We start from the raw sequence: 23650 nt of genomic DNA on the forward strand, positions 1-23650 counted from the left end.
ATTGCACGATGCCGCCGGGGTTGTACGCTGCGACGAATGGACTTCAGTCTGCGCAGCTGCTCGTGGCACGGGCACGCCACCTACGCCCCCGACGAAGCGGAACTGGCTGCGCGCCTGCATGTTTCGACGGCCGCCGGCGAGGCCTGGCGGTGTCTGCGCTGCGGGAACTTCGTGATCGGCGAGCCGCGCGGGCGCGGCCCCGCCGACGCGGCGCCCGAGGTGCCCCGCGGGCGGCTGCTGCGCGACCGGCTGATCATGCGGCTGCTGGCCACCGAACGCGTGCTGCGCGGACTGGTGTTCGTGGTGCTGGCCGCCGGGGTGTTCAAGGTGCGCAATTCGCAGGAACAGCTGCACGCCGCGTTCAACCGGGAGCTGCCGCTGATCCGTCCGCTCGCCGACCAGATCGGCTGGAATCCCGACAATTCCAAGATCGTGGCGTTCATCGAGAAGGGCTGGACGCTCTCGCCGACTGTGCTCACCTGGATCGCGGTGGGGTTGCTGGCTTATGCGGTCATCGAATTCGTGGAGGCCGTGGGACTGTGGTACGTGCAGCGCTGGGGTGAGTATTTCGCGGTGATCGCCACCTCGATCTTCCTGCCTCTCGAAATCTACGAGCTCACCGAGCGCATCACCGTCCTCCGCGCCGGCGCGCTGCTGATCAACATCGCGGCGGTGCTGTGGTTGCTGTGGTCGAAGCGGTTGTTCGGCCTCAACGGCGGTGGCGCCGCCTATCATCGCGAGCACAGTGAGGAGAGCCTGCTGACCGTGGAACGCTCCGCGGTCGCCACCGAGGCGGGGTGACGGCACGCCGAGGCCCGGGTGCGCCGCCGCGGCGCATGGGCAGGTATTACGCTCGTGCCGGTGACCGAGTCCGCTGACCGATTGCTGCCCGCCGAACCCGCACTGTTCGACGGCGTCTCCCCCACTCGGGACGACACGGTGATCGAGGGCGCGGATCGGCTGCGGTTGTTCTCCTTCGCCACCGCCGACAAGCGCAACGACTATCTGTGGGTGCTGCGCGCCTTCGATCACGCGCGTGCCGCCTATGTGGTGCTGCTGCACGCCTCCGATGTGGCCGACACCCTGGCTCGGATGCTCGATGCCCCGCATCCCACCGCCACCGAGATCGGGCCGCTGCTCGAACAGCTGCACACCTGGGGTGTGCTGGAACGCAGTTACGACGGCACCCGCGCGGCGACCCTGGCCGAATATCGCAACCGGCACTACGTGTATCAGTTCTCGCAGGCCGGATATCAGGCGTACCGGGCGGTGAACGAGGTGCTGGGGGCGCGCCTGGACGAGGCCTCGCTGTCACGCCTGGTGCTCCCGGAACTGCTGGCCGATCTGCGGGCGCTGGCGCAGGCCAATCGCGACGGCGACGCCGAGCGGGTGTACCGGATCCTGAAGCGACTCGACACCGCGCTGTCCGAATTGGCGGACCACGCGGCGCATTTCTATCTGACCCTCGGCGATCTGGTCCGCACGACCGAGGCCACGCCGGAAGCCTTTCTCGCACACAAGGATGCGCTGCTGGCGCATATGCGCGAATTCAGCATGGATCTGGCCCGCTACGCGCCCCGGCTGGCGGCCGCGATCGCCGAGGTCGACGACACCGGCGCCGAGTCGCTGATCGCCCGCGCCGCGTCCTGTGACGAGCGGGTGCTGCTGGACATCGGCGCGCGCGAAGCCGATTGGCGGGCTCGCTGGCAGGGGCTGCGCGGATGGTTCGTCGCGGTCCGCGATCGCGGCGCGCCCGACCCCGGCGGCGAATCCGCGCCGGCGACCGAGGCCGAACGGTTGCGGGAGGCGACCATGAGTGCGATCGCGGCGGTGCTGTCGCTGCTGCGCCGCGTGACCGAAACGCGCAAGGGCGGGGTGAGCCGGGAGTCGGCGCTGCGGCATCTGGCCGGTTGGTTCGCCGCCGCGCCCACCACCGACAGCGCGCACGCCCTGTTCGACGTCGTCTTCGGATTGGGCAAACCCCGGCACCTGTCGATGGAACATCCCGACGCCGACATCATTCCCGCCCACCGATCCTGGTGGGAGGCAGCGCCGCTGGAGATCGCGCGCACTCTCGCCGAAACCGGCCGTCAGCCCACCCCGGGCGCGCCCGCGCGGCTCGTGCGCAACGATGCCGGGGTGCGGCGGCTGCGCCAGGCGCAGTTGGAGACGCAGCGGGCCCGCGCGGCGGCCGCGATGTCGCTGGCCGCCGCCGATGTGCACGACCGGGTCCTCGACGAACGTGAAACCGAGGTCCTGCTGCGGCTGCTCGACGCCGCCTCCACCGCGTGGGTGCCCGTCAGCGGCCGGGTGAGCACGACCGGATCCGACAGCGGCGTGACGCTGACCGTCCGCGAACATCCCGGCTCCACGGTGGTGCGCACGGCACAGGGCCTGCTGTATCTGGATCACCGCCGGCTCGAGGTGCGCGAGAATTCCCGCGCCCGCACCGCCTCCGGGCGGTCGTGATGCACGCGAAAACCATCGACCCGCTGGCATTGGACAGCTACCAGCGCGCCGCGCGGGTCCTGCTGGCCAATCATCTGGTGACCCGGACCTTCCCGGATCGCATTGCGCTGCCGTTGATCCGGCGCTGGGCCACGGAATTGCGCGAGGACATGGCCGAGCTGCTCGGTTACCGGCTCGAGGTCACCGAGACCACGGCTCGGCTGTTCCCGATCCCCGACCGGCTCGACACCGGCCGTCCCGCCCGTACCCCCGCCGATCGTGTCTTCGACCGTCGCCGCTACGCCTATCTGTCGCTCGCGTTGGCGGCGCTCGGTCGCGCCGGTGATCAGATCACGCTGTCGGAGTTGGCCGATCAGGTCGCGGCCTACGCCGTGCGGGTGGAGGGGCTGGACCTGTCCACCGAACGCGCTGCCGACCGGGATGCGTTCGTGGACGCGGTGGCCTGGCTGGCCGCCCGCGGCGCCCTGACCCTCGCCGACGGCGACGCCGGTGGCTGGGCCGCCGACCCGGAAGCGGGTGAGGCACTCTACGACATCGACCGCTCGGTGGTGTTCGCGATCTTCCGGCCGCCGCGCGCGTTGCAGCACCTGCACAGCGTGCGCACCCTGCTCGCCGACGACACCGATTCCGCCGCAACGGTTTCCGTGCCGTCGCGCGCCGCGGCCGCGCGCCGGGTGCGGCGGGCGCTGATCGAACTGCCGGTCGTCTACACCGAAACCCTCGGTGCGGCGGAACAATCCGCGCTGGGAAGCGAGAAGATCGTGGCGGAGGTGGAGTTGCTCACCGGGTTGCGCGCCGAACGCCGCGGTGAGGGTGTGGCCTTGATCGACACCTCCGGCCGGTTCTCCGATATGCGCTTCCCCAGCACCGGAACCCTCGCGCAGGTGGCGCTGCTGCTGATCGGCGAGATCGCCGACCGGGTCCTCGACATCGACAATCCGCTGCCCCGGCAACCGCGCCCGCCCGCCGCCACCGGCATCGCCGACGGTCTCGATGCCGCCATTCCGGCGGCCACGGTCTTCGCGCCGCTGGTCACGGCGCCGCAGGAACCCGGCGACGCGGATGATCCGGCCGACGAGGAAGGTCCCGAGCCGATCACCCATCCGTTCGTCGACGACGAGTGGATTCGCGCGACGGTGCACGCGCTGACCGAGCGGTACGGTTCGACCTTCGCCGCTCAATGGCAGGCCGACGTGGGCGGGCTCACCACCGAAGTGGTCGGTCTGCTGGCGCGGCTGACTCTGGTGGAGATGGTCGACGGCGGTGTCCTGGCACTGCCCGCGCTGGCCCGCTATCGGGGCGCGGTGGTCACCGTGCGCACGCGGGCCGAAACCGAATTGTTCGCCTCGGCACGATCGCTGGGCGCGCACGCCACCGGGCAACCGGCGACCGCACCGGCCGGCGCCGCGGGATCCAGTACCTCAGGAAAGGGGACGGAGTAACCATGGACCTCATTCACGGTGGTGTCCGCTTCATTCCCACCCGCGCCGGAATCGTCAATCTGTGGGACTACCGCGATCAAGAATTCTGCTTCGCCGACGGGCGGCTGGTGCTGCGCGGTCCGAACGGCTCCGGCAAGACCAAGGCGCTGGAGGTGTTGTTCCCCTTCGTCTTCGACGGCCGCATCGAACCGCGGCGGTTGAATCCGTTCGCCGGTGAAGAGCGCACGATGAAGTCGAATCTGCTTTATCGCAAACAGGATTCGGCTTATTCCTATGTCTGGATGGAATTCGCGCGCGGGCGCTGGTCGGATCCCGAGGTGGTCACCGTCGGCATCGGCATGCGCGCGACCCGGTCCTCGGACAAGGTGACGCGGTGGTATTTCGTCGCCGACGGCCGGGTGGGCGTGGACTTCTCGCTGATCGGACCCGACGACCGGCCCTTCACCCGCAAACAGTTGGCCGAGCAGATCGGCACCGACGCGATCGTGGACCGCCCCGTCGACTACCGCGCCGCGATCGACGCGCGCATGTTCGGCCTCGGTGTGCAGCGCTACGACCAGTTGATCAATCTCATCCTGACCCTGCGCCGCCCGCAGCTGGCCAAGAACCTCGATCCGCGCGGACTCTCGCAGGCCCTCACCGACGGCCTGCGCCCGCTCGACGATCAGCTGATCCTCGACGCCGCCCGCTCGTTCAGCGATATGGAGGAGGTCGGCCGCACGCTCGAGGGGCTGGTCGCCGCCGACTCCGCTACTCGCACCTTCGTCGACGTCTATCGCAAATACCTTGCGGTGCAGGCGAAGTCGGATGTGGATCAGGTGCGTTCGCGGTTGGACGCGGTGACTCACGGCAGCACCGCGCTGTTCGCCGCCGCGGCACTGCGGCAGCGGCGCGAGACCGAGCGCACCGCCGCCGAGCATCGCGCCGAGGAGGCCGATCGCGCCTACGAGCAGGCCCTGACCGATCGGGAGACGCTGCAGCGCTCCAGCGCCTACGAGGGCAAGCAGCAGCTCGACGATCTGGCCGATGCGGTGCGGCGGCTCGAGACCTCGGCGGCGGTCCACCTTGACAAGGCGACCAAGGCCCAGCAGGCGGCCGACCAGCGCGGCGAGGAATACGAACGCGCCACCGCCGCGGTCACCACCGCCGCCGCGGCCCTGGCCCGCGGCGAGGACGAACTGCGCGCGGCGGCCGAGGAGGCCGGAATCGCCTGGGCAGCCCTGCCGGAACAGGCCCGCACCGAACAACTCACCACCACGGTGCGCAGTCACGCCGAGGAACGCGACGCCGATGTACGCGCGGTGCGCCAGGCGATGACGGTGGCCGATGCCGCCGCGGCCGACCGCACCCGTGCGGAGCGAGCCCTCGAGCGTGCGGGCCGCCACCGCGATACCGCGGCCGCCGAATTGGCCGAGGCGGAGGCCGCGGTGGCGCTGGCGCGCGCGAATACCGCTGCCTTCCTGCGTAGTTGGTGGAACACGCACGGTGAGCTGTACTCCCCCGTGGCCGCCGGATTGTTCGAGACGCTCGACGCCGCGCTCGCCGAGGCGGGCGGCGACGATGCGCTGCCGCTGCCGCAGGTGCTGGCCGAGCACACCGAATCGCTCACCGAAGCGCTGCGGGATCGCCGCCGTCAGGCCCGCGCGAGCGCCGATCAGGCTCGCGATCGCGCCGCGGCGCTGCGTGCCGAACAGCAGCGGGTCGCGGCCGAACAGGACGACGCGCCCCCGTCCCCGCAGAGCCGCGCCGAGGCCCGGACGACGCGTCCCGGCGCACCGCTGTGGCGGCTGGTGCGTTTCGCCGACGACATCGATGCCGAGCGCGCCGCCGGGATCGAGGCGGCTTTACAGGCCGCGGGCTTGCTCGACGCCTGGGTCGGTGCGAATGACGAGGCGCCGCAGGCTGATTCGGACACCTTCCTGACGCCGCTCCCGCCCACCGCCCGGCCCGACGGTCCCACTCTCGCGCAGGTGCTGGTCGTCGAGGACGGTGTCGGCGACGATGCCGATTCGCCGATCGCTACGGTCTCGCGCACCCACCTCACCGATATCCTGGCCTCTATCGCATTGAGCGACGACGGCTCCCACGTCGGCGACCTCGTTGCCGTCGGCGGTGACGGCGGTTTCCGGCAGGGTGTCCAGATCGGCCGCCACCACAAGCCGCAGGCCGAATTCATCGGCGCCACCGCCCGGGCCCGACGCCGGGAGCGGCGCCTGGCCGAGTTGGCCGAGGAGATCGCCGCCGCCGAACAGGCCGGACAGACCGCTCGTGCGGATGCCGATGAGGCCTCCGGCGAGTTGGCCCGGCTGGCGGCCGCCGCAAAGGACTTGCCGCGCAGCAGTGCGGTGATCGCCGCGCTGCGTTCGCTGTCCGAGGCGGCGGGAGTTCTGCGCTCGCATACCGAGGCGGCGGCGCAGGCCGAACACGATCTGGACCAGGCGGTCGCGGCGTTCACCGCGGCCGACAAGAAGGTGCGCGCGGTCGCCGCCTCCCGCAACGCGCCTCGCGACCCCGCGGAGCTGGACGCGCTCGCCGCGGCCGTCCGCCATTTCGAGAACACCGGCACCGCCCTGCTGCGGCTGCGCGGCGACCAGCAACGCGAGGCCGAACGCGCCCGCGAGGCCAGCGACCGGCTCGCCGAATCCCGCGATCTGGCCGAGGCTTTCGCCGAGGAGGCCGAAGCCGCGCGGGCCGGGTACGAGGAACAGCTGCGCAAACTCGAGACGCTGCGCGAGGCGCTGGGCGCCGACGCCGCCGATATCGACCGCGAACTCGAGCAGGCCCGCGAGCGCATCGACGCCGCCCGCGCCGAACAGCGGGCCGCTCGCAAGGCCGCCGCCGAGGCGATCGAAGCGGTCGGGTCCGCCGAGGGCGCCTATCGCGCCGCCCACGAGTCGCTCGGCACCGCGCTGACCGAATTGCTCACCGACGTGCGGCAACTCGCGCCCTACGCGCGGCCCGATCTGCTCTCGCTGCTGGGCGCGCCCACCGAGAGCCGGTGGCCGAGTTCGCCGGCGGCCTGGTCGACGGCCGATCAGCTGCTGTATCGCATCGAATCCGGCGGGCCGGAGAACGAGACCGCCGTCCTGCCCGTCGAGGTGCACGAGTTGTTCGACAACCTCTGCGCCGCCACCACTTCCGTGCGCGCCGGGGAGTCCGCCCGCAAGTCGACCCGCAGCGCGGTGACCGCGGCGTTGCAGGAATTCGACGCCGCACTGGCCTCCGCGCGCCAGGACTACCGCCTGCAATGGGACGCGGCCGACGGCCTGACCGTGGTCCAGGTGCACGACGACAACGGGATGGCGGCACTGGCCGATTTCGCCGACCGCATCGCCGCGGCTCGCGCCGATCAGGAACTGCTGCTGACCGATGCCGAGCGGCGTATTCTCGAGGACGCGCTGCTGACCGGGCTGGCGCAGCAGATCCACGAACGTACCTGCGACGCCCGCGATCTCATCGCCCGGATGGGCGCGGAGATGAAGCAGCGGCGCATGTCCTCGGGCAACACCATCGGGGTGCACTGGGTGCTGGTGGACAGTCTGTCGGAGTCGGCGCGCGCGGTGTGCAAACTGCTGGACCGCGCCGCTGCCGATCTGGGTCCCGACGAGTTGGCCACTGTGCGTGCGCATTTCGCCGCCGAGATCCGGGCGGCGCGCGCGACGCATCCGGAACGGTCCTATCCGGAGATTCTGGCCACCACCCTGGACTACCGGACGTGGCGGGTGTTCTCGTTCACCCTGGTGACCGCCGACGGCTCCGAGGATCGGCTCACCGTCGCCCGGCACAGCGCCCTCTCGGGTGGCGAACAGTCGGTGTCGCTGCATCTTCCGCTGTTCGCCGCCGCGCACGTGATGCTGGATTCGGCCGATCCGCAGGCGCCGCGACTGCTCGCACTGGACGAGGCGTTCGCCGGCGTCGACGACAACGGTCGCAGCGAATTGCTCGGCCTGTCGGTCGATTTCGATCTCGACCTGTTCATGACCGGCTACGACCTGTGGATCACCTACGATCACGTGCCCGCGTGCGCGCATTACGACCTCGCGCATTCGGCCGCCGAGAACACCGTCAGCGCGACGCTGCTGGTATGGGATTCCTCGGCGCTGCTGGCCGAACACGACGGCTCCGATCTGACCACCGCCCTGGGCTCGCCCAACCGGCGCCGCACCCCGCATACCGTCGAGGGCGGCATCACTTTCGACGAGGCGCTGGAACCGACCAGCTGAACCAAATTCGTTGCGCGCCGGGCTTATTCGCGCCCGGCGCGGCTCACCGGTCGCCGAAGGTGACCGACAGCGTATCCCGGTCGCCGGGTGCGACCACGACGGTCAGCGGCGGATCGGGAATCGGCCGGTCGGAGGCGGCGTAGCCGACCCAGCCGGTGCCGACGAAGACCGCGATCAGCAGGGCGGTGGGCAGTTCCGGCAGCAGCCATCCGCACGGTATGGAGGACAGACCGGTCTCGGGGATCAGCTGGACCGTGGGTATGTCCGGTCCGGTCTCGCTGTGCACCGCATTGCCACGTATCGCACCGCTCCGCCGTACCGGAACCCGCCCTTGCACCCGAACCTCCATCGCTTCGAGCGTCCCGGCCCGTCTGCCGGGAAACCGCCAGACATTTACAGTGCCCCATCCGCGAGTGCGCCACACCGGTATTGGACAGGACAATCGGCGTGTCTCCGAAAGTTTGCTGAATACCGATTGGTAGTTATCCGATTCGCGAGTTTCGCGCTACCGATGCGGACGGACACTGGCGTCGGGCCACCGGGGCGGGCAGGCGCCGCCGGGGAAGGTCTGCAACTCGAAGTGCCACCACTCGTTGTCGAACGTCCGGCACAGCCCCCACCGATTTCCGTTGTCCTGCAACCACTGCGCGCCCTGCTGCGGGCCGACGTCGATGGCCTTACCGGTCACATGCGTGGATTCGTCCGGCGGCAGCACCCACCGCCGCGCGGCGTCGGGACCGCCGTAGGTGGCGATGCCCTGCTCCCACAGCTGTTCCTGTTCCTCGCGGGTGCGATGCCCGGACACGATCTCGAGCGGAACACCCTGCTGGTGGGCCTGGCTTTCGGCCATCGTGTAGGCGGCGGCCAGCAGCGGATCCAGTCCCTCGGTGCCGGCGGCGAACGCGGTATGGGCGGGTTCGGCCAGACCCGGTCCGGCGGCACCGGCCAGCGCCACACCGACCACCACGGCTGTACCGGCAAGTCCTCGCAGCATGAAACCGATCGTAACCAGCGCCGATCCCCACACCGCGCAACCGGGTGCCGGCCCACCGTCACGCCCGCGAGCCGCCGGGCACGACCATCGCCTGACATTCCGGGCGGCTGCGTCGTCGAAAGGACGTACCAGTTTTCAGCCATCCAGGAGCTCCGGACATGACCAGAATCGGCATCATCCTCGGCAGTACCCGCCCCAACCGCAACGGTGCCCAGATCGCGCAGTGGGTTCTGGACTCGGCATCGCGTCGCGGCGATGCCGAATTCGAACTGATCGATCTGCGCGATCACCCGCTGCCGCATCTGGACGAGCCGGTGCCGCCGATGTTCGGCCCCTCGGTGCACGCGCACACCCGGGCGTGGGCCGAGCGGATCGCAGCGTTCGACGGTTTCGTGCTGGTGACCCCCGAATACAACGGCGGGATGCCGGGGGTGCTGAAGAACGCCCTCGATCACGTCTTCGCCGAGTGGGTCGACAAGGCGGTCGGATTCGTCTCCTACGGCGCGAACGGTGGCGCCCGCGCGGTCGTGCAGCTGCGGGCGGTCTGCAGCTCGCTGGGGATGGCCGATGTGGGCTACCAGGTCTCGATCTCGGTGCTCACCGATTTCGAGAACCACACCACGTTCACCCCGCGGGACCATCACGCCGCCGCGCTGGACAAAACGCTGGACCAAGTCGTCGCGTGGAGCACCGCGCTGGCCCCGCTGCGGGCCGGCGCCGAAACCACTCTCACCAATTCCTGAGGAGCCGAACATGACCGTATCCAACGATTTTCAGGCCCGCGCCGACCGGCTCGCGGCCGACGAAGCCGAGATCCGGCGCCAAATCGACCGGGTGGTCGACGGACTGCGCGCCAAGGATCTCGACGCCGTGCGGCAGGCGTACGCGACCGACGTCGTGTCCTTCGATGTCGAACCGCCACTCCAGCACGTCGGGATCACCGCGAAACTCGACAACTGGGCCAAGGTTTTCCTGTTCTTCGAGGACGTGGACTACGAGATTCGCGATCTGACGTTCACCGTGGGCGAGGACGTGGCATTCGGGCACGCCTTCGCCCGGCTGCACGGCACGATGACGAACGGGGTGGCCAACAGCGGTATGTGGGTCCGGGTCACCTACGGAATGCGCAAGATCGACGGCACCTGGCTGATCGCGCACGACCAGGTGTCGGTGCCCTTCGACATCGCGAGCGGCACCGGGGTCGTCGATCTCGAGCCCTGACAGGCACTTTCGACGTCAGCCGGCGGAGACCGCTTCCTCGTAGGCGCGCAGTGTCGCGATGACCAGGGCCCGCTGCTCCGCGGTCAGCGGGCCCAGCGCGGCGCGCCACCCCCGATCCGCGCCACCGAGCCAGTCCGCCACCGCCTTTCGGTGCGCGCCGGCGATCGCGACGAGGGTGCGCCGCCGGTCGTTGTCGTCGGTGCGGCGTTCCAGGACGCCCTGGCGGCTGAGGTCGGCGATCATCAGGCTCACGGTGGTCGGCGCCACCTCCAGTCGCCTCGCCAGCTCGTTGACCGTGAGCGGCCCGTCGAACAGCACGTACGTCAACAACGACAGATGGCGCGGCGCCAGATCGAACGATCGCAGGGCGTCGGGCACCGGCAGGCGTTTCGCCCGGCCGACCAGTCGCGGCATGAGCAGCACCATCGCCCGGACGCTCTCGTCCAGGGACAGCCCGTCGTGCTCCGTTGACATACCCTTCTCCCTCAAATACCTTTGCTTTCAAAGCTAAATTGCCGAACAGGCCCATCGTCCCATGTGGACAACTGCCCCCTTCTCGGAGGAGAACGATGACCGATCCCGCCCGGCTCCGCGCGCTGACCATCGGATTGCATCCACGAGCGCTGGACTACAGTCGCCTTCCCGATCTGGACGAGGAGCAACTCACCGCCAGGGTCGACGCCGCCAATGCCGCGCTGCGCGATACCGAATTCGATATCACACCGTGCCTGGTCTCCGCCTCGCCCGACGAGGCCGAGAACGACATCCGCGCGGTGCTGGCGACCCGGTCGTTCGACCTCGTCATGGTGGGCGGGGCGGTGCGAGCCATACCCGAGCACACCCTGCTCTTCGAGCGCGTGGTCAATCTCCTCGCCGAGGCGGCGCCGGGAATCCGGTTCTGCTTCAACACATCACCGGAGACCACCCTCGACGCCCTCCGCAGAGCGGCCGCGTTCGCCTGAATCCTGCCGGCGGCCGAGCCCTCCGGCAACGATCACAGGCAGTCGTAGACGGCAGCGACCAGGTCGTAGGCTCGCCGGTCACCGGCGAGCCAGTCGCGGCGCAGATTCGGAACGAAGGCGATCGCCACCCGGTTGTCGACATCGCCCACGCCGACCGAACCGCCCGCGCCGGGGTGTCCGAACGCCGTGGCTGCCGCGGTGTCCGGCAGCACGAAATTCTGCGACGGCAGCATGTATCCCCAGCCGAACGCCGTCTCGAGTTGCAGCACCGCGTCCATCCCGCGCACCCGCTCCCGCGCGGCCTCGGCGAGGACCGCCTGCGGCAGCAGCGTTCCCGTGACGAGGTCACGATAGAAGCTGGCGAGAGCGCGAGCTGTGACGACCAGACCCGACGCCGGCCACCCACCCGCCAGCACATCCGAATTATTGTATGCCGCAGTGGGATTGGACGAGGAGCGCATCAGCAGCGAATCCGGATCACGATACGCCTCTGCCACGCGGGCCGCCGCGGCCGCATCGATCGGCCCGCTGTCGTCGGTCCACACCATCTCGGCGGCGGGCGGGCGGGCCAGGCGCGCCGCTCGGGCGGCCTCGTCGGCGGAAACACCGATGCGCAGATCCGCACCGAAGTGGCCGCGCACATACTCACCGACCGTCGACTGGATATGGCGGCGTACGAATTCGCCCACCAGCCAGCCGAAAGTCAATGCGTGATAACCGTGTTCGCTACCCGGGCGCCACATCGGGCGCTGCGCCGCGAGGGTGCGTGCCATCAGTTCCGCGTCGGCGGCCTCGGCCACCGTGATCGGCTGCTCGAAGACGGGCAGCCCGGCGCGATGGGTCAGCATGTCGGCGAGCGTCGTGGATTCCTTGCCGGCGACCGCATACTCGGGCCACCACTCCGCGACCGGCTCGTCCGGGTCGATGCCGAGGTCGTGCGCGACGGCGAGAGCCGCCGTGGCGGTGACCGCTTTCGTGCAGGAGAAGACGACGCAGGCCGTGTCCTGCTCCCACGCCCGCCCGGTGCGTTCGTCGGCGACACCACCCCACAGATCCACCACAGCGCGCCCGTCGACGCATACCGCCACGGAGGCGCCCAGATCGCGCCCCTCGCCCAGGTTGGCGGCAAACACCTCGCGGACCGCCTCGAAGGCCGGATCCACCCATCCCTGTACGCCGGTCATCACAGAATTAGAACACGTTACAGAGACTGCCGCCGGTATTCGCCGCCGAACCCGGCGCACCGGGCGAAATGCGCGGCGGCGTGTCGCTCTGCCGCGAGTCCGAATCACCCGATAGCGTGCGAAGCGGTCGTGTGCTCTGACGGCCCGACGACGAGGAGGCAGTCATGGCTCTTCCGCTGACCGCGAACACCCTGGTGCCGCTGGCCGCCGCACTGGGGGCGAGCGCATTGGTCGCAGTCGCCTCCCTGGCGCCGGGACGCACCCGGAGGATCCCCGCGCAGGCCGACGAGGTGACCCGGCGGCGCCTGGTGCGCCAAGGTGGCGTCGCACCCACCAGCCGGCACCGGGCGGGACGAGCTCGGTGGCGTGCGGCCACATCGACCTCACGATAGGACGGATCACGAATCGAGCCATTGTTCGATCGCGTTCAGTTCAGCGGTGCAGAAGACCTCTTCCCCGCTTTCCCTGTCCAGCAGTTTCCATTTCGGTTGCGGGCGGACGCTGCGGAGGAGAACGTAGCCGGCGGTTTCGGCGCGCGCGGTGAGCTCGGGAATGCGTTCCGGCATCGGATCGGCTTGCGCTGCCGAGGTATTCGTCTCACGATCACTCATCGTCTTCGCTCCTGAGGGTGTTCGGGCGGGTGGAATCGGGACGAATGCGACCGGCCGCGACCAGCGCGGCGAAGGCCTCCCGCTTGCGCGGGCAGTCGTGATCGCGATGCATCTGCATCCAGTGGTGAGCCTCGGCCGTAGTGAAGGACCGGGCGGGCGGGGCACAGCTCCAGTCCGTGAGCCGAGCGATCGGCGACCCGCAGTTCGCGCCGTTCCATCGCTCGACGTGCCCGGTACGCGGAGAATCATCGCTCGGCCAGAAGCATCCGACAGCGAGCAGCACGACGCCGCACCCCGCCAGCACTGTGACGACGCTCGACAGGGCGTTCCACGTTCCCATCGCTCACCGGTCACGAATGGTGTTGGGGTACAGATCGTTCGCGAGTTCGCTCAGCCCGGCGAGCACCTGCTGGAAGGTTTCGATCGGCACGTCGCGCTGTCGCTGGAGACCGGAACCGTCACTGCCGACCGGGAATTCGATGCCGCGCCGATGCGCACGCTCGCGCGGGCTCAACCGCGGCGGCTCGATCCGCCGGACATGCACCAGGGTCCGATAGGCAACCTGTTTCCACGCGCACAGTTCGATACGGCAGTTCCGGTGATGCTGCATCAGATCGTGGGCCAATTCGATCTGCGAGAGATCGCAGATATCCGGTAGCGCGAGGAGAGCATCCTCGTCGATCGGCGAGTGCGGCACTGGTGGCATCTCCTTCGATAGCGTTGGGCTGGAACGCAATTCACGACCGGCGCTCGCCGGGCGGGTACGACTCGGCTATCATGTGTGGTAGCCGTGGCACAGGGGGCGCACTCCACCTGTAGCCGCACTAGCGATTCGTCAGGTTCCTCTGTTTGTGCCGACCGCAGGAGCGGTCATGCTTTCGCGTCGGTCGTGGTCGCAGCACCAGAACACCATCGACCGGCCTGGTCCGCGTGCGCGACATGAAATCCCGCCGGAAGTGCCGCAAAGCGCCAGGACGGATTACAGGAATCCAGAGGCACCATTTCACTTCGCAACGCAGAGAAAGGGGCATTCGATGGCCGAACGCGGGGAACCGCTGTCCCTGCCGAAACGCCAGCTCGGCTACTACCTCAGGCAGGCCCGGGAGGAAACCGGCATGAGCCTGGCCGAGGCCGCGGCACATATCGGACGCTCGGCACCCACGTTGATGCGTATCGAGAAGGGGCTCACCCAGAAGCTGTCGGTGCCCGAGATCGAGGCGTACTGCCGGCTGTACGAGTTCGATGAGGAGAAGGTCGAGGCGATGAAAGGACTTGCCCAGCAGGCCGATACACAGAACTGGTGGCACGAGTACGACGATCTGATTCCGGCCGACTTCGATATCTATGTGGGGTTGGAAACGGGAGCACAGGAAGTCGCCACGTACCAACCGGACCTGATTCCCGGTCTACTACAGCTCCCGGACTACGCCCGGGCGCTGATTCGCACCGCGTTGCCCGACGCTCCCGAGGAGGAAATCGACCGTCGCCTTCGGCTGAAGCTGCGACGACAGCTCCTCATCACCCGCAAGGTGCGTCCCGCCGCACTCCAGGCAGTGATTCACGAAGGGGCGCTCCGCAGGAGCGTCGCAAGCGCCAAAATCATGGGCTCTCAGATTCGCCACGTCGCGGACATGAGCACCCGCACGAACGTCGAGGTCCGAGTTCTTCCGTTCAGCTCCGGAGTCCCCCTGGGCGATCCGGTGGGCGCCTTCGTCGTTCTGCGGTTCAACGACCGCACGCGCACCGTTGTCTATGTTGAAACCTTCACCGGCAACTTGTATCTGGAGAAATCGGCTACCGTCCGCCGGTACGCTGGAGCATACGAGGAGATGCAGCTCGCCTCCCTGGATGCGTCGACCAGCAGGGCCTTGTTGCGACAGGTAGCGAAGGAGTATTTGCGATGACGGTTGATCTATCCGGCGCGAAATGGTTCAAGAGCAGCCGAAGCACCGCCACGAGAGAATGCGTCGAGGTCGCATTCCTCGATGGCAGCATGGTCGGAATCCGCGATTCCAAGAACCCGAACGGCCCTGCCCTCGTTTTCACCGCTGATGAGTGGGACGCCTTCACCGGCACGATGCTGAACGGTGGGTTCTCCCAACCACAGGCGTAGTCGACCGGCGCAGCGAGTCGGCCGGGCGGCTCGCAGTCGGTGATTCCGCACGATTCCTGTTTCAGGTCTCGACGAGCCTGAAAAGTGTTGCGCCACAGTACCACTGGCACAGCAGGGCGGCTGCCACCAGCACCGGTTCTCGGCGAGCTCCAGGCCGATCCGGCGCCCAATACCACCGCGGGAGCGCTCGGACGGTCTACACGTAACACTGCCCCAGCGCCGATGGAGGGTCAGCGCGGCATCGTCGTGTCGGCATTCGCGACGGATGATCCTACCGGTCCGCTAAGTACCGGAATCGGGCGGAAGCTCGAAAGGCACTGGGCAGGAAGGTGTCTCACTGCAGGTGAGCAGGTCCTCGCACCCGGCGGCCAACGCGGCACGCAGGGTGTCGCGGACCGCGCCGAGTTCGGCCAGCTCGGCATCGACCTCCGCAAGCTTGACGCGCGCACGGCTGCGCAATCCGGCATCGCGCCGGTGGTGACCGGTACCGGAGAGCAGGTCGGTGACCTCGTCGAGGGTGAACCCGAGCCGCTGGGCAGCCTTGATCACCCGCAGCACCGTCACCGCTTCCTCCGGATACAGGCGGTGCCCGCCGAGGGTGCGCTGCGGTTCGGCCAGCAGGCCGCGGCGTTCGTAGTACCGCAGGGTCTGGGTGTTCACCCCGGCCGCGGCCGCGAGCTCGCCGGTGCGCAGCCCGGTCACCGCGCACCGCCGGTGAGGCGAGCGGCGAATGCGTCGAGCACCGCCGTATAGGCCGGTGGGACAACGATACTCAGGGCCAGCCCTTCTTCGGTGGCGCCGAAGTCGAACGTGAAGAACGAGCAGCAGCTACTCTCGCGCGCCGCGAGGTCCCGGGCCCGCGGCTCGGCGTCGGCGGCGAGAATCAGGTCGAGCCGGTGAGGGCCCGGTCGACGAACAGCACGGACCGCCTCAGCGAGAAACCGATCGAACTCGGCCACCCGGATCGGCTGCTCGGCCGCGGGCAGGGTGCATGCCGGCGGCACCCAGTCGTCCTGAAGCGGAGAAATCGTCATATCTCGACGGTAAGCCTGTACCCCGGTACCGGATGCAAGCTCGAGATTCACCCGAAGACCACACGGCGATAATCCACTCTTTTCTGTATACAGATTTCGATGTACCGTTTGCGTTATGCAGACCTTGCCTGTGGCCCACACCGACGCGCTGGCCCGCTTCGGGCACGCCCTGTCGGATGCGACCCGCACCCGGATCCTGCTGAGCCTGCGCACCGGTCCGGCCTATCCGGCGGAGATGGCCGAGCAGATCGGGGTATCTCGCCAGATTCTGTCCAATCATCTTGCGTGCCTGCGCGGATGCGGGCTGGTCGTAGCGGTCCCCGAGGGTAGGCGTAACCGTTACGAACTTGCCGACCACCGCATCGCCGCCGCCCTCGAAGACCTGCTCGGGCTGGTGCTCGCGGTCGATCCGGCCTGCTGCCCCGCCGCCGAGACCGAGGGCTGCTGCTGATGTCGCAGTCGCTGGGTATGCCGGGTGTGCCGTCGACCGTGGCGGCCGGCCCGTCGTCGCAGCGGCGTGCCGTGCTGGCGCGGCGGATCCGCTGGTTCGTGGCCGCGACCATCTCCTACAACGTCCTCGAGGCGATCATCGCGCTCACCGAGGGCAGCCGGGCGTCCTCGACCGCGCTGATCGGATTCGGACTGGATTCGGTGATCGAGGTGTCTTCCGCGGCTGCGGTGGCGTGGCAGTTCGCCGGACCGAACCCGGAGGCCCGGGAGAAGATCGCGCTGCGCATCATCGCGTTCTCGTTCTTCGCACTCGCGCTCTACGTCACCGTCGACTCGATCCGCAGCCTGCTCGGAATCGGTGAAGCTCGCCACTCCCCCATCGGAATCGGTTTGGCCGCAGTCAGTTTGGTTGTGATGCCCATCCTGTCGGCCGCGCAGCGACGCGCCGGCCGCGAACTGGGCTCCGCCAGCGCGGTCGCAGACTCCAAACAGACCCTGCTCTGCACCTACCTGTCGGCCGTCCTGCTCGTCGGTCTCCTGCTCAACGCCCTGTTCGGATGGTCGTGGGCCGATCCGATCGCCGCACTGGTCATCGCCCTGATCGCGACGAAGGAGGGTGTGAACGCCTGGCGCGGCGACACTTGCTGCCCCGCCCCGGCACCCCTCGGCCCGCACCAGAGCGACGACCACACCTGCGACTGCGAGCACCCGTGATCGCGTGTAAGTAGCCGCGCATCGGCGCGAAAACCTGTTGCCGGACAACCGGGACCACTGCTACCTTTCCCGGAGCCGTGCAAGAGAACGAGGAGGTGGTACCCGTGAACGCAGTATCGACATGGGTGCTCCCCTCAGGGGTCACGGTCGGGCGATAGGTCGTCCGGGAGCGCCGCGAAAGCACTCCCGAAAGGCACGACCATGCATTTCACCTCGGAACAGCGTCTCGACGACGACGTCCTCGAACGCCGTTTCACCCTCGGCGAGATCCCCGGCATCCTGTGGACGCCGGCATCCGCCCCCGCACCCACACCCCTGATCCTGCTCGGCCATCCCGGCGGACTGGACAAGATGTATCCCCGTCTGGCGGGCCGGGCCCGGCGCACCGTGGCGCAAGGCTACGCCGCGGCCACGATCGAACTCCCCGGCAGCGGTGACCGGCCCCGTTCCCCCGACGCCGAGCAGGCCCGCGCCGATCTGCGCCGGGCGGTTCAGGCCGGCGAGCCGGTCGACGACGAGATCGTGGACCGGCTCGTCCTACCGCTGGTCGACAAGGCGGTACCGGAATGGCGGGTCACCCTGGACGCCCTCCTGTCACTGCCCGAGATCGGCGGGCCGGTCGGGTTCTCGGGAGGGGTGATCGCCATCGCGCTCCGGCTGGCGGTCGTCGAGCCACGCATCGTGGCTGCCGTGTTCTTCGCCGGAAGTTTCGTGCCCCGCAGCATGTTCGACGAGGCCCGGCAGGTCACCATCCCGCTGCTGGTCCTGCTGCAGTGGGACGACGAAGGAAACGATCGGCAGCAGGCCCTCGACCTGTTCGACGCCTTCGGCTCGAAGGAAAAGACGCTGCACGCCAACATGGGCGGGCACACCGGCGTCCCACACTTCGAGGGAGACTACGGAGACCAGTTCTTCGCACGGCATATGAAGTGATGCCGCGCAGCGTCTCTCGACCTGCACCCCATGCGGTCCCGTCGGCATGTCGCTGCGCATAACGGTGCACACCGCACCGCCCTATGCGGTTTTCCGCGATTTTCATCGAGGTTTGCACGATATGTTCGGCCGAGACAGACCCGCCGCTATCGCACCAGCATCCAGTCGAATGTCGTTGCGGTGTCAGCAGTTGCCGCCACGATGACGGGAGCTCGCAGCTGACCCGACCGGCCGCGCCGGTCGGGTCAGCATCCCCGCGAATCACGCGAGGCCGTTGGTCGGTCACCGGGAGGGGTCCGGGTGATTTCGTTGATCGTTCGCGTCAAACGCGGCGCCGCCTGGTCGCTGTCGTGAGCCGACAAAGCTTGGTTGACGATCAGCCAATCTTCGATGTTGTTACCACCGACGTACTTGCGAAAACAGTTGTAGATCGCGTAGTAGGCGAACTCGACCGGGTCGGGGAAGGCGAGATCATCGTCTTGCAGCGCGGTGATGGGCTCGAGATACCGGTTGCCGACATCCGCGAGATCCACACCGGCCCCGGCAGAGCGAAGGGCATCGGCGGGAAGCTCGACATCCACGTGGTGCCGCATTCCGACAACCGAGTCGCGATAGCGTAGCGCGCTGGGCTTCTCCCGCACGTAACCGATCCAGGTCGGCAGCGCATCCTCGCACAGCGACAGGTGAACCCGTCGTCTGTACTCGGTTCCGAGTTGGAAGAAAAGGGCGCTCGGCGTCATGAACGACACTCTGCCAAGTGGCGCATCAGTTTTCGATCGCCGGTGCCGGCGGGCGCTCTTGCGGGGTCACTTGGTCGATGGCGGCTCGGTCCGAAGCGGCTGTGCGCGAGCATGTTCGCACGCGCACTACCGTTGCCTTGGCCGCGTCTTCGGAAGGGCCTGCGGACTGCGGATTCAGTAGCCGACGGTGAAACGCCGCTGCACGAAGCGAGGAGTCTCGATCTCGTCGAGTAATGCGACGGCGGTGTCCTCGAACGAGATACGACTGCGGCCGTCGCGGTCGAGGACCGGCTGGTCTCCGCCCACCCGGAAGCGGGCGGTGCGCTCGCCGGGGCCGATCTGCTCGGCGGAGCTGAGATAGGTCCACAGGCGGTTCGACGTCCGCAGCACAGTCGCGTACACGGTGGGGTCCGCGATATCGCCACTCTCCGCGAGCGAACCGAACCAGCTCAGCGGTGACGGGCAACGAACGTCCCGTCATGCCGCATATCGCGCCGCCGAACTCGCCCCCCGACTCGGACGTGCCGAAACCCACTGGGGGCAGTCATCCCGGCCCGGCGAGGCTATGACTCGCATCACAGGTTGTTATCCCGCAGTCGTGGGCGGTGTCGCGTGGGCGTGCCCGAACACAACGGCATTCGCCCACAGTCGTGGCGATCGGCAGCGGCTACGTCGCCGGCGTGGCGGCGTCGACGACCAGCCGCACTCAACCAGTGAACAGGACAAACCATGACGAGCAACATCGAGTCGAGTGAACTGACCGGGAACTACGTCATCGATACCGAGCACACCCGAATCGGGTTCATCGCCCGGCACACGATGTCCACGAGGGTGCGCGGTAGCTTCGGCGAGTTCGAGGGCAGCGCGCACCTGGACGGTGACCACCCGTCGAAGTCGAACGCCCAGCTCATAATTCGGGCACAGAGCCTCGACACCGGTAACAAGCGGCGCGACGATCTGGTGGCAAAGAAGTTCCTCGGTGCAGACGACCACCCGACCATCACCTTCACTCCGACCGAGGTCGAACAGACCGGCGCAACCATCCTCAGAGCCACCGGCGACCTGACTATCCGCGGCGTCGCCGCACCCGTCACCGTCGACTTCGAATCGACTGTCAGGCAACGCGATACGCGCGGGATCGTCCGGCTCGGCCTCACCGGCAGCACCACCGTCGACCGCAAGGACTGGGGCGTGCATTGGAAGGCGGCCGTCGGCATGGTCAGCCCGAAGGTCACCCTGGAATTCGACGTCGTCGCGGTGCGCCGGTCCTGAGCGACAGCGGAAACGCTTGTCCGCCATAGCAAGAGAAGGAGAAGGTAGATGACGGCCGATCGGGCACCACAGCGGAGACGCCGGCGGTGGTGGGTACTCGTGGCGGCGTCGGTCCTGCTGGTGATCGGTATGGTGGCGCCGGCCCGGGCCGATACGGGCACGGACCCGGCGCCCGGTGAATGGCTGTATGCCGACACCCCGGCGGCGCGGTTCCACTATCGGAAAGCGGGCGAGGGACCGCCGCTCATCCTGCTGCCGGGCGGGACCCTATGGTCGTATACCTACCGCGACATCATCCCGGCGCTCGCCACAGACCACACCGTCTATGCCGTCGATCCGCCCGGCACCGGGTACACGACGCTGCACGATCCCGGCTTCGGATACGACGTGCATGCCATGGCGGATGCGTTGCGCCAGTTCGTATCCGCGGTCGGGCTGACACGTGCGTCCGTCCTCGCACATTCCCTGAACGGTTCCGTCGCGGTGGATTTCGCCGCACGGTATCCGCAACAGGTAGATCGTTTGGCACTGCTCGCGCCGCTGGTCCTCGACACCCGGCTCAACGCGAACATGCAACTGATGCGGCAGCCGGTCATCGGCGAACTGGCCACATCGGTGATGACCAGGGACATCTATCGAGCGAGCCTGCGGGACGCCTACGCGCATCCGGAAATACTCACCGAGGACCTGACCGACACGTATTGGGCGCCGCTCAGCCGTTCGGAGAATCGGACCGCCATGTGGAAGCAGCCTCGACACCTCGATCTGGCGGCCGTACAGCGAGAGGCAAGCGAGGTCCGCGCCGACACGCTGATCCTGTGGGGTCAGAACGACCGTGTCGTCGATCCGTCGCAGGCCCAGCCGCTCGCGCGGCTGATCCCGACGTCCAGGCTGCGGATCGTCCCCGGCGCCGGACACAATGTCCACGAGGACGATCCAGCCACGGTCACAGCCGCCCTCACCGAGTTCTTCGGCCCGCACTAGCCTGCGGACGAGTTGGGCACCGGGGATGAGGATGCGATTCCGGCTGTTGCGAGGTGACGCGTGTCACGCCGTGTTACGTCGTGGGCGTTTCCGGTGTCTGATGGGCATGACTGATCACAGCGACACCACCGAAATCGTCGTCATCGGCGGCGGATACGCAGGCGTCATGGCGGCCAACCGGCTGCGCAAACGCCAGGACGTGACCGTCACGCTCGTCAATCCCCGTCCGCGCTTCGTCGAGCGTATTCGGCTCCACCAGTTCGTCGCCCGAACCCGCGATGCCGCCCTCGACTACGACACGCTGCTCGGCAACGGCGTGCGGCTGCTGGTCGACCGCGCCACCCGCATCGACACGGGTGCCCGCACTGTGCTGCTCGCATCGGGGCGTGTTCTCGACTACGACTACGTGATCTACGCCGTCGGCAGTACCGCCGACTCGCCCACCTCCGTACCTGGCGCGGCCGAATTCGCCCACCCTATCGGCGAGTGGGAGCACGCCGAACGACTGCGGACCGCGATCGACGAATTGGCCCGGGATGCCCGGATCACCGTTGTCGGTGGCGGTCCCACCGGCATCGAAACCGCCGCCGAACTGGCTGATCAGGGCCGCGCCGTCACGCTGGTGGGTGGCGGCCGGTTGGCGCCGACGTTCCGGGAACCGGCCCGGCGCTCGGTGCTGAAATGGCTGTCCTCGAACCAGGTCGAGGTGCTCGAGGATGCGCGGGTGGCGAAGGTGTGGCCGGACGCGGTGACATTGGCGGGTGGCACGGTGCTGGCCGGCGCTCTCACGATCTGGAGCGCCGGATTCGGTGTGCCGGATCTCGCTGCCGACAGCGGCCTGCCCGTCGATGCGCTGGGCCGGCTACTCACGGATGAGACACTGACCAGCGTGGGCGACGATCGCATCATCGCGGCCGGTGACGCTGCCGCACCCTCGGGCCGGCCGCTGCGTATGAGCTGCCAGGCCGCCGCGCCGCTGGGTCTGCACGCCGCCGATACCGTCCTGGCACGCATCGCCGGCACCCGTCCCGGCGTGCTGAACATCGGGTTCATCGGCACCGGTATCAGCCTGGGCCGCCGCGCCGCGGCGGTGCAGTTCACCCACCGTGACGACACGGCCGGAAAACTTCACCTCGGCGGTCGCTGGGGTGTCCCGATCAAGGAGGCGGCGAGTAATGGTGCGGTGACGGGAATTCGGAAGGAAGCCCGCAAACCCGGCTCGCTCTCGATCTACAAGGGTGCCGGAAACCGGCACCCGCTGCCGGCGGCGGAGAACGTCACGCGATGACCGCCACTACCAAACACGCCGAGCGGTTCACCTTGCTGCGACCGCTGTTGTTCACGATCGTCTACGAAATCCTGGGCTCCGCGACGGAATCCGATGATGTGCTCCAGGACAGCTACTTGCACTGGTCCCGGGTGGATCTCGCGATCGTGCGGGATACCAAATCGTATCTGGCACAACTGGTGACTCGGCAGGCTCTCAACGCGGTACGGGCCGGTTCCCGCCGACGCGAGGACTACGTCGGTCCGTGGCTGCCCGAGCCGCTGCTGATCAGCGAACAGGATGCGGTCAGCGATGTGGTGCTCGCCGAATCGGTATCGATGGGGATGCTGGTGCTGCTCGAAACGCTCACTCCGGATGAGCGCGCGATCTTCGTGCTGCACGAGGTATTCGGCTTCGCCTACGACGAAATAGGTTCGGCGATAGGCAAATCCGCGACCGCGGTGCGCCAGATGGCCTACCGTGCCCGTGCCCACGTCCAAGCGCGACGCAACCGATTCGGGCCTGTCGACTCCGCCCGCACCGCCGATCTCACCGAACGGTTCCTGGCCGCGGCGACCACCGGCGACCTGTCCGGACTGCTGGCGCTACTCGCACCCGATGTCGCCTTCACCACCGACAGCGGAGGCAAGGTCAGCGCGGCCGGCCCGCGGGCGCGGGGAGCGCAGGATGTGGCCACCATTGTGATCGACGTATTCCACATGGTCGGACGGGTGCCCGGCTTGCGGCTCGAGTCGGCGACCTACAACCACACCCCTGCGATCGCGATCTACGACGGCGATCGACAGGAGGCCGCCTGCCTACTCGAGAGCGCCGAGGGCCGGATCACCAACCTCTACATCATCCGAAATCCGGACAAACTCGCGACCCTCGCGGTCCCGCGCGCCATCACGCGCAGCGACCCGACCGGGCACAGGCCATAACGCGCCCCGGCCGGCGCCCATCCTGGGCGGGACGGCCGGCTCGGTTCGTCCACGTCGGTCGGTTACCACGCTGCCAAGTGGCGCAGGGATATCCGT

The 23650-nt window shown here is 68.3% G+C and carries 28 protein-coding genes; 17 read left to right on the top strand and 11 right to left on the bottom strand.

Going from position 1 to position 23650, the window contains the following annotated elements; translation table 11 throughout:
• Positions 1–36: 36 nt before the first annotated feature.
• The 4 genes from ACPCUW_RS15145 to ACPCUW_RS15160 all read left to right on the top strand — a co-directional run bounded on the left by ACPCUW_RS15145 (position 37) and on the right by ACPCUW_RS15160 (position 8134).
• Positions 37–801 (top strand): DUF2127 domain-containing protein, encoded by a 765-nt coding sequence (locus ACPCUW_RS15145; RefSeq protein ID WP_423425464.1) that lies wholly within the window; start codon positions 37–39, stop codon positions 799–801.
• Between the two features lie 159 nt (positions 802–960).
• Complete coding sequence (locus ACPCUW_RS15150; RefSeq protein ID WP_423425652.1) at positions 961–2469, top strand: TIGR02677 family protein; 1509 nt, start codon at positions 961–963, stop codon at positions 2467–2469.
• Entirely contained in the window at positions 2469–3911 is a 1443-nt protein-coding gene (locus ACPCUW_RS15155) for a DUF2398 family protein (protein ID WP_423425466.1), read from the top strand. Before ACPCUW_RS15150 ends, ACPCUW_RS15155 begins: the two co-directional genes overlap by 1 nt.
• A gap of 2 nt (positions 3912–3913) precedes the next feature.
• Entirely contained in the window at positions 3914–8134 is a 4221-nt protein-coding gene (locus ACPCUW_RS15160) for a TIGR02680 family protein (protein WP_423425467.1), read from the top strand.
• Positions 8135–8177: 43 nt separating this feature from the next.
• Here ACPCUW_RS15160 and ACPCUW_RS15165 read toward each other — a convergent pair whose 3' ends face one another.
• Positions 8178–8420 (bottom strand): hypothetical protein, encoded by a 243-nt coding sequence (locus ACPCUW_RS15165; RefSeq protein ID WP_064901890.1) that lies wholly within the window; start codon positions 8418–8420, stop codon positions 8178–8180.
• A 219-nt stretch (positions 8421–8639) separates the two neighbouring features.
• Entirely contained in the window at positions 8640–9128 is a 489-nt protein-coding gene (locus tag ACPCUW_RS15170; protein ID WP_305780199.1) for a M15 family metallopeptidase, read from the bottom strand.
• Positions 9129–9286: 158 nt separating this feature from the next.
• Between ACPCUW_RS15170 and ACPCUW_RS15175 the strand changes: the two genes are divergently transcribed.
• Positions 9287–9871 (top strand): NADPH-dependent FMN reductase, encoded by a 585-nt coding sequence (locus tag ACPCUW_RS15175; RefSeq protein WP_423425470.1) that lies wholly within the window; start codon positions 9287–9289, stop codon positions 9869–9871.
• A 10-nt stretch (positions 9872–9881) separates the two neighbouring features.
• A complete protein-coding gene (locus tag ACPCUW_RS15180; protein WP_423425472.1) occupies positions 9882–10349 on the top strand; it encodes a YybH family protein in 468 nt (155 codons plus the stop codon).
• Positions 10350–10364: 15 nt separating this feature from the next.
• Here ACPCUW_RS15180 and ACPCUW_RS15185 read toward each other — a convergent pair whose 3' ends face one another.
• Positions 10365–10823 carry a MarR family transcriptional regulator gene (locus ACPCUW_RS15185; protein ID WP_104363512.1) on the bottom strand — a complete coding sequence of 153 codons (459 nt, stop codon included), beginning with the start codon at positions 10821–10823 and terminating at the stop codon, positions 10365–10367.
• Between the two features lie 95 nt (positions 10824–10918).
• Between ACPCUW_RS15185 and ACPCUW_RS15190 the strand changes: the two genes are divergently transcribed.
• A complete protein-coding gene (locus tag ACPCUW_RS15190) occupies positions 10919–11311 on the top strand; it encodes a hypothetical protein (RefSeq protein WP_030518359.1) in 393 nt (130 codons plus the stop codon).
• 32 nt (positions 11312–11343) lie between these two features.
• Here the strand turns inward: ACPCUW_RS15190 and ACPCUW_RS15195 are convergent, their stop codons facing one another.
• Entirely contained in the window at positions 11344–12495 is a 1152-nt protein-coding gene (locus tag ACPCUW_RS15195; protein WP_423425474.1) for a serine hydrolase domain-containing protein, read from the bottom strand.
• A 164-nt stretch (positions 12496–12659) separates the two neighbouring features.
• On the opposite strand from ACPCUW_RS15195, the gene ACPCUW_RS15200 reads away from it, so the two are divergent.
• Positions 12660–12887, top strand: coding sequence for a hypothetical protein (locus tag ACPCUW_RS15200; protein ID WP_423425475.1), 228 nt, complete (start codon positions 12660–12662; stop codon positions 12885–12887).
• Positions 12888–12893: 6 nt separating this feature from the next.
• On the opposite strand, the gene ACPCUW_RS15205 is transcribed toward ACPCUW_RS15200, so the two are convergent.
• Genes ACPCUW_RS15205 through ACPCUW_RS15215 form a run of 3 tightly spaced genes read right to left on the bottom strand, consistent with a single transcriptional unit; the run spans position 12894 to position 13803 of the window.
• Positions 12894–13106, bottom strand: coding sequence for a hypothetical protein (locus ACPCUW_RS15205; RefSeq protein WP_423425476.1), 213 nt, complete (start codon positions 13104–13106; stop codon positions 12894–12896).
• Positions 13099–13446 carry a hypothetical protein gene (locus ACPCUW_RS15210; RefSeq protein WP_423425478.1) on the bottom strand — a complete coding sequence of 116 codons (348 nt, stop codon included), beginning with the start codon at positions 13444–13446 and terminating at the stop codon, positions 13099–13101. The genes ACPCUW_RS15205 and ACPCUW_RS15210 overlap by 8 nt, the downstream gene beginning before the upstream one ends.
• A gap of 3 nt (positions 13447–13449) precedes the next feature.
• On the bottom strand, positions 13450–13803 hold the full coding sequence (locus tag ACPCUW_RS15215; protein ID WP_423425480.1) for a hypothetical protein: 354 nt from the start codon (positions 13801–13803) through the stop codon (positions 13450–13452).
• Positions 13804–14140: 337 nt separating this feature from the next.
• Between ACPCUW_RS15215 and ACPCUW_RS15220 the strand changes: the two genes are divergently transcribed.
• A complete protein-coding gene (locus tag ACPCUW_RS15220; protein WP_423425482.1) occupies positions 14141–15010 on the top strand; it encodes a helix-turn-helix domain-containing protein in 870 nt (289 codons plus the stop codon).
• Positions 15007–15219, top strand: a complete 213-nt coding sequence (locus tag ACPCUW_RS15225) for a DUF397 domain-containing protein (protein WP_064908600.1) — start codon at positions 15007–15009, stop codon at positions 15217–15219. Before ACPCUW_RS15220 ends, ACPCUW_RS15225 begins: the two co-directional genes overlap by 4 nt.
• 282 nt (positions 15220–15501) lie before the next feature.
• Here the strand turns inward: ACPCUW_RS15225 and ACPCUW_RS15230 are convergent, their stop codons facing one another.
• Both ACPCUW_RS15230 and ACPCUW_RS15235 read right to left on the bottom strand, forming a co-directional pair.
• On the bottom strand, positions 15502–15921 hold the full coding sequence (locus ACPCUW_RS15230) for a MerR family transcriptional regulator (protein WP_423425484.1): 420 nt from the start codon (positions 15919–15921) through the stop codon (positions 15502–15504).
• Positions 15918–16253 (bottom strand): hypothetical protein, encoded by a 336-nt coding sequence (locus ACPCUW_RS15235; RefSeq protein WP_423425485.1) that lies wholly within the window; start codon positions 16251–16253, stop codon positions 15918–15920. Before ACPCUW_RS15235 ends, ACPCUW_RS15230 begins: the two co-directional genes overlap by 4 nt.
• A 115-nt stretch (positions 16254–16368) precedes the next feature.
• Between ACPCUW_RS15235 and ACPCUW_RS15240 the strand changes: the two genes are divergently transcribed.
• The 3 genes from ACPCUW_RS15240 to ACPCUW_RS15250 all read left to right on the top strand — a co-directional run bounded on the left by ACPCUW_RS15240 (position 16369) and on the right by ACPCUW_RS15250 (position 18350).
• The gene (locus tag ACPCUW_RS15240) at positions 16369–16704 is read left to right on the top strand and encodes an ArsR/SmtB family transcription factor (protein ID WP_063015790.1); all 336 of its coding nucleotides are present in this window, start codon (positions 16369–16371) and stop codon (positions 16702–16704) included.
• The gene (locus tag ACPCUW_RS15245) at positions 16704–17417 is read left to right on the top strand and encodes a cation transporter (RefSeq protein ID WP_423425487.1); all 714 of its coding nucleotides are present in this window, start codon (positions 16704–16706) and stop codon (positions 17415–17417) included. Before ACPCUW_RS15240 ends, ACPCUW_RS15245 begins: the two co-directional genes overlap by 1 nt.
• Before the next feature lie 201 nt (positions 17418–17618).
• Entirely contained in the window at positions 17619–18350 is a 732-nt protein-coding gene (locus ACPCUW_RS15250; RefSeq protein WP_423425489.1) for a dienelactone hydrolase family protein, read from the top strand.
• A 245-nt stretch (positions 18351–18595) separates the two neighbouring features.
• Here ACPCUW_RS15250 and ACPCUW_RS15255 read toward each other — a convergent pair whose 3' ends face one another.
• Both ACPCUW_RS15255 and ACPCUW_RS15260 read right to left on the bottom strand, forming a co-directional pair.
• A complete protein-coding gene (locus ACPCUW_RS15255; protein ID WP_423425491.1) occupies positions 18596–19090 on the bottom strand; it encodes a hypothetical protein in 495 nt (164 codons plus the stop codon).
• Between the two features lie 174 nt (positions 19091–19264).
• Positions 19265–19492 (bottom strand): hypothetical protein, encoded by a 228-nt coding sequence (locus tag ACPCUW_RS15260; protein ID WP_423425492.1) that lies wholly within the window; start codon positions 19490–19492, stop codon positions 19265–19267.
• 327 nt (positions 19493–19819) lie between these two features.
• On the opposite strand from ACPCUW_RS15260, the gene ACPCUW_RS15265 reads away from it, so the two are divergent.
• The 4 genes from ACPCUW_RS15265 (at position 19820) to ACPCUW_RS15280 (ending at position 23554) form a co-directional block, all read left to right on the top strand.
• Positions 19820–20362 (top strand): YceI family protein, encoded by a 543-nt coding sequence (locus ACPCUW_RS15265; RefSeq protein ID WP_064908596.1) that lies wholly within the window; start codon positions 19820–19822, stop codon positions 20360–20362.
• Between the two features lie 48 nt (positions 20363–20410).
• Positions 20411–21346 carry an alpha/beta fold hydrolase gene (locus tag ACPCUW_RS15270; RefSeq protein ID WP_423425493.1) on the top strand — a complete coding sequence of 312 codons (936 nt, stop codon included), beginning with the start codon at positions 20411–20413 and terminating at the stop codon, positions 21344–21346.
• Positions 21347–21452: 106 nt separating this feature from the next.
• A complete protein-coding gene (locus ACPCUW_RS15275) occupies positions 21453–22634 on the top strand; it encodes an NAD(P)/FAD-dependent oxidoreductase (protein WP_423425495.1) in 1182 nt (393 codons plus the stop codon).
• A complete protein-coding gene (locus ACPCUW_RS15280; protein ID WP_423425497.1) occupies positions 22631–23554 on the top strand; it encodes a sigma-70 family RNA polymerase sigma factor in 924 nt (307 codons plus the stop codon). The genes ACPCUW_RS15275 and ACPCUW_RS15280 overlap by 4 nt, the downstream gene beginning before the upstream one ends.
• The last annotated feature ends 96 nt before the right edge of the window (positions 23555–23650 follow it).

Origin of the sequence: Nocardia sp. AB354 (genome assembly GCF_049538315.1) — a bacterium.
Taxonomy (GTDB): domain Bacteria; phylum Actinomycetota; class Actinomycetes; order Mycobacteriales; family Mycobacteriaceae; genus Nocardia; species Nocardia nova.

What these genes read in the sequence shown, in the direction of transcription:
- ACPCUW_RS15170 (WP_305780199.1), bottom strand. Translation starts at nt 9,128, where the DNA reads ATGCTGCGAGGACTTGCCGGTACAGCCGTGGTGGTCGGTGTGGCGCTG.
- ACPCUW_RS15185 (WP_104363512.1), bottom strand. Translation starts at nt 10,823, where the DNA reads ATGTCAACGGAGCACGACGGGCTGTCCCTGGACGAGAGCGTCCGGGCG.
- ACPCUW_RS15220 (WP_423425482.1), top strand. Translation starts at nt 14,141, where the DNA reads ATGGCCGAACGCGGGGAACCGCTGTCCCTGCCGAAACGCCAGCTCGGC.
- ACPCUW_RS15190 (WP_030518359.1), top strand. Translation starts at nt 10,919, where the DNA reads ATGACCGATCCCGCCCGGCTCCGCGCGCTGACCATCGGATTGCATCCA.
- ACPCUW_RS15145 (WP_423425464.1), top strand. Translation starts at nt 37, where the DNA reads ATGGACTTCAGTCTGCGCAGCTGCTCGTGGCACGGGCACGCCACCTAC.
- ACPCUW_RS15275 (WP_423425495.1), top strand. Translation starts at nt 21,453, where the DNA reads ATGACTGATCACAGCGACACCACCGAAATCGTCGTCATCGGCGGCGGA.
- ACPCUW_RS15205 (WP_423425476.1), bottom strand. Translation starts at nt 13,106, where the DNA reads ATGAGTGATCGTGAGACGAATACCTCGGCAGCGCAAGCCGATCCGATG.
- ACPCUW_RS15160 (WP_423425467.1), top strand. Translation starts at nt 3,914, where the DNA reads ATGGACCTCATTCACGGTGGTGTCCGCTTCATTCCCACCCGCGCCGGA.
- ACPCUW_RS15195 (WP_423425474.1), bottom strand. Translation starts at nt 12,495, where the DNA reads ATGACCGGCGTACAGGGATGGGTGGATCCGGCCTTCGAGGCGGTCCGC.
- ACPCUW_RS15250 (WP_423425489.1), top strand. Translation starts at nt 17,619, where the DNA reads ATGCATTTCACCTCGGAACAGCGTCTCGACGACGACGTCCTCGAACGC.
- ACPCUW_RS15255 (WP_423425491.1), bottom strand. Translation starts at nt 19,090, where the DNA reads ATGACGCCGAGCGCCCTTTTCTTCCAACTCGGAACCGAGTACAGACGA.
- ACPCUW_RS15235 (WP_423425485.1), bottom strand. Translation starts at nt 16,253, where the DNA reads ATGACGATTTCTCCGCTTCAGGACGACTGGGTGCCGCCGGCATGCACC.
- ACPCUW_RS15280 (WP_423425497.1), top strand. Translation starts at nt 22,631, where the DNA reads ATGACCGCCACTACCAAACACGCCGAGCGGTTCACCTTGCTGCGACCG.
- ACPCUW_RS15225 (WP_064908600.1), top strand. Translation starts at nt 15,007, where the DNA reads ATGACGGTTGATCTATCCGGCGCGAAATGGTTCAAGAGCAGCCGAAGC.
- ACPCUW_RS15245 (WP_423425487.1), top strand. Translation starts at nt 16,704, where the DNA reads ATGTCGCAGTCGCTGGGTATGCCGGGTGTGCCGTCGACCGTGGCGGCC.
- ACPCUW_RS15180 (WP_423425472.1), top strand. Translation starts at nt 9,882, where the DNA reads ATGACCGTATCCAACGATTTTCAGGCCCGCGCCGACCGGCTCGCGGCC.
- ACPCUW_RS15240 (WP_063015790.1), top strand. Translation starts at nt 16,369, where the DNA reads ATGCAGACCTTGCCTGTGGCCCACACCGACGCGCTGGCCCGCTTCGGG.
- ACPCUW_RS15270 (WP_423425493.1), top strand. Translation starts at nt 20,411, where the DNA reads ATGACGGCCGATCGGGCACCACAGCGGAGACGCCGGCGGTGGTGGGTA.
- ACPCUW_RS15175 (WP_423425470.1), top strand. Translation starts at nt 9,287, where the DNA reads ATGACCAGAATCGGCATCATCCTCGGCAGTACCCGCCCCAACCGCAAC.
- ACPCUW_RS15210 (WP_423425478.1), bottom strand. Translation starts at nt 13,446, where the DNA reads ATGGGAACGTGGAACGCCCTGTCGAGCGTCGTCACAGTGCTGGCGGGG.
- ACPCUW_RS15265 (WP_064908596.1), top strand. Translation starts at nt 19,820, where the DNA reads ATGACGAGCAACATCGAGTCGAGTGAACTGACCGGGAACTACGTCATC.
- ACPCUW_RS15200 (WP_423425475.1), top strand. Translation starts at nt 12,660, where the DNA reads ATGGCTCTTCCGCTGACCGCGAACACCCTGGTGCCGCTGGCCGCCGCA.
- ACPCUW_RS15155 (WP_423425466.1), top strand. Translation starts at nt 2,469, where the DNA reads ATGCACGCGAAAACCATCGACCCGCTGGCATTGGACAGCTACCAGCGC.